Origin of the sequence: Streptomyces sp. NPDC046900 (assembly GCF_040644975.1) — a bacterium.
GTDB lineage: Bacteria > Actinomycetota > Actinomycetes > Streptomycetales > Streptomycetaceae > Streptomyces.
On sequence record NZ_JBEYXD010000227.1, the window covers coordinates 1 to 2257 of the forward strand.

Consider the following 2257-nt stretch of genomic DNA (forward strand, 5'->3'; position numbering starts at 1 on the left):
CCCGCGGCGCCCGTGCCACTGTGGCTGGTTCCGTGGAGGGTGCACGGCCGCGGACCGGCGGGGACGTAGTCGCCCGCCGCGGTGCGCGTAGCCGGCCAGCTCGCCGCCCCGTCGTCGTCGAGGGCGCGGCCCGCCGCGCAGGCGAGGAGCACCAGGGCGAAGACGACGATCCAAGCGCAAACGGCCAGGATCAGGGTGGGGGAGCGGCGGTCGATTCGGGGTTACACGGCGTCACCTTTCAGGCGGAGAGAGGTTGAGGCCGCGGATGCTCGAGGGCTGGAAGGCTGGAAGGCCTTGCGTCGCTCCTACTGCCTGACCTGCGGCGCGGCCGCTTACGGTCGAGGGCATGGACACTATCCCGGAGCCGGCCCGCCCGTGGCGCCCGGAGGACGGGCGGCAACCCGTGGTGTGGACCTGGCCCAGGAGCGACCCCCCAGCACTGTGGGTGCGATCAGGCGGCGCGTGGCGGTACGCGACAGTCATGGCGCGGCAGGACTGGGCGGACGGCTCGGTCGTCTACCTCCAGCGCGCCGGCACCCCGCTCACGCAGGGCGTCCGCGACGAGGCGGGCGCGCTCCTGGTTCATCCCGCAGTCCGCGATGTTCTTCGCGAGCTCGTCCGCGGCACGAGGCTTGTGCCAGTGAGCGAGAGCGGTCAGCTCAGCGCGCGGCCAGGAACAGGCAATGATGGCAGCCATCCGGTCAGCCGCCACGGCTTTGCCGGACCGCTCGTTTTCCGACTTGGGATCGTCCGGGTGTGACAGCAGCGATTCGACAGCTGCCCAGGCGCCCGCGACGGCCGGGGCCAGCGGCCCTCGGTTGACGGCGGCGGCCAGTTCGAGAGCGTCGTCGATGCGGCTACGACGCCCGGCGACCTTGTACAGATGTCCCTCATTCACGAGGGTGAGGACGTCCGCTCCGCGTGCCGGCGGATCCAACGGGATGGGTTGCGAGTGCCCGGCTACCCAAATCTGGGGGAGCGGAACGACGCCGCCGCGGTCTCGGCGCAGGAACTGGGAGCGGGCCGTCATCCGCTCAGGAGCTGTCGGGCCTGCTCAGCAGCGCTGAATGCGTCCAGCGCGGTGAAGAGCCCTCCCGGGACGCTCTCAGGGGCCGGGGCCTGCCTCGGTGGCCGCAGTCAGACGCTTCGCCAGGCCTCCAAGCGCTGCGCGACCGCTCTGAGGTCGGCCTGCTGCGCGCGCACCGACTGTGCCAGCTCGTAGAGCTCCTCGTCCTTCACCCGCACGGGCTGGCCGGAGAGGTGCATGTACTGATAGGTACATCCCCACCCGATGACCAGGTTGTAGTCGGCGAAGGGGCGCTCCAACAGCGCTGTATGCAGGAATGTCGCTGCCCTGGCCGGGACCTCTTCGTAGTAGAGGACGTCGCGCTCGCGTTCAAATTTGTGCCGATCAGCCATGAACCCGAGGGCGCCCCAGTCGGCGATCGGCACATTGAGCGGGGAGATCGCGGACTGGACCTGCAGGACCCACCCGACGTCGACGCGGATGATCGGGCTCAACGGAGGCCTTCAGGGAAACGCGCCACCACACCAGGCAGGACACGAACGGCCTCGGCGACGGCGCCTTCAACGAAGGCGAGCCGGTCGGCCTCATCCACGATTACGTCGTGAGCGTGCTGCTTGAGGCTCTTGCCGGTGATCGCTGCCCGTTCCCGCAGTCGGGCCATCTCTTCCGGGGAAAATTCAACATTGAGTGCTGGCATACCCCTACGGTACCCGGGGTGGTACCTGAACGGGTACCACCCAGTCTGCTCCGGTGCGCGCTGTCCGCCCCCAACCAGCTTCTCCACCTCACATCACGGCGCGGAGACCCCACGCCAGTAGGCAGATGTTCGCGGGGCACGCTCCACTCCGCTTCTCGGCGCGTGTGCTGTGCGGGCTGTTTCCCAGTCGCCTGCCCACGGGGTGATGGCACGGCGGCGGCACGGCCGCCGGCGGGCGCCGGTGCAGGTGTGGAGCCGCCAGTCAGCGGCTGCCGGCGACCTGGTCCGGTGCGGGTTGAGGCAGTGGCCAGTAGAACCATGCCGGCCGCCGCCCAGGCAGGTGAGCAGTGCATCCTCAGGCATCTGCAGGATCGGGGCGCAGCGCACCAGCTGGGCAGGTGTGATCGTGCTGGTTCCGTCGAGCCAGGCCGTGCGCGCAGCATGCCCGAGCCGTCGATGTCCGGGTGCCGTCCGGGATCGGCCAGGATCCGGAAGAGGTCTGCTGCCGGGGCGTCGATGCGCCGGGAGACCAC

3 protein-coding genes are annotated in these 2257 nt (G+C 69.9%); all 3 read right to left on the bottom strand.

The features are described 5' to 3' along the window. Positions 1-451: 451 nt before the first annotated feature. Positions 452-898, bottom strand: coding sequence for a hypothetical protein (locus ABZ904_RS51080; protein ID WP_361831171.1), 447 nt, complete (start codon positions 896-898; stop codon positions 452-454). 239 nt (positions 899-1137) lie between these two features. After that, entirely contained in the window at positions 1138-1521 is a 384-nt protein-coding gene (locus ABZ904_RS51085) for a hypothetical protein (RefSeq protein WP_359412546.1), read from the bottom strand. Then, a complete protein-coding gene (locus tag ABZ904_RS51090) occupies positions 1518-1724 on the bottom strand; it encodes a hypothetical protein (RefSeq protein WP_359412544.1) in 207 nt (68 codons plus the stop codon). Before ABZ904_RS51090 ends, ABZ904_RS51085 begins: the two co-directional genes overlap by 4 nt. Positions 1725-2257: the final 533 nt, after the last annotated feature.

What these genes read in the sequence shown, in the direction of transcription:
- ABZ904_RS51090 (WP_359412544.1), bottom strand. Translation starts at nt 1,724, where the DNA reads ATGCCAGCACTCAATGTTGAATTTTCCCCGGAAGAGATGGCCCGACTG.